Below are 627 nucleotides of genomic sequence, written 5' to 3'. Positions count from 1 at the left end.
ACGCCAAGGCGCTGGAGCGCGGCAGCCTCGAGGAATCGAACGAGCGGACGATCTACCAGCTCGTCATTCCGGGCGTGTGCGATTCGGCGCAGCTCGTGATGGGGCTGACGGTGCTGAAGCCGGGCTCGGTGTGGAACACGATGCCGCCGCACATCCACGAGCGCCGCTCGGAGATTTATTTCTACTTCGAGCTGGATGGCCCCAATGACCGCGTCTTCCACTACATGGGCGAGGGCGAGGCGATGCGGCACATCGTCATGGCGAACGAGGAAGCGGTGATCTCGCCGCCCTGGTCGATCCACATGGGCTCGGGGACGAAGGCCTATGCCTTCATCTGGGCGATGGCGGGCGAGAACCAGGATTATACCGACATGACCGTCCTCGACATCTGCCAGCTCGCATGAGCCCGTTCGATCTGACCAGCCGCGTCGCGGCGGTGACAGGGGCCAACACCGGCATCGGGCAGGGCATCGCGGTGGCGCTGGCGCAGGCGGGCGCCGACGTCGCGCTGGTCGGCCGGACGCCTGCGGAGGAGACGGCGGCGCACATCCGCGCGCTGGGTCGGCGGGCGGAGATCGTGTCGGCCGACCTCTCGACCATCGCGCCGGTGGCGGGCGTGGTGGATGC

At 67.9% G+C, this 627-nt stretch carries 2 protein-coding genes; both read left to right on the top strand.

Annotated features, from left to right (window positions below; all coding sequences use genetic code 11):
* On the top strand, positions 1-404 hold a 404-nt coding region (locus tag ST3T6A_RS0106225; protein WP_019832043.1), incomplete at its 5' end, for a 5-deoxy-glucuronate isomerase.
* The coding region (locus ST3T6A_RS19440) for an SDR family NAD(P)-dependent oxidoreductase (protein ID WP_037537873.1) at positions 401-627 on the top strand (227 nt) is incomplete at its 3' end. The genes ST3T6A_RS0106225 and ST3T6A_RS19440, both read left to right, overlap by 4 nt.

The sequence above is a fragment of the Sphingomonas sp. PR090111-T3T-6A genome (genome assembly GCF_000383095.1).
Lineage (GTDB): Bacteria > Pseudomonadota > Alphaproteobacteria > Sphingomonadales > Sphingomonadaceae > Solisphingomonas.
The sequence above is the reverse complement of the archived record's forward strand: the minus strand, read 5'-3'. Positions and strand labels throughout refer to the sequence as shown.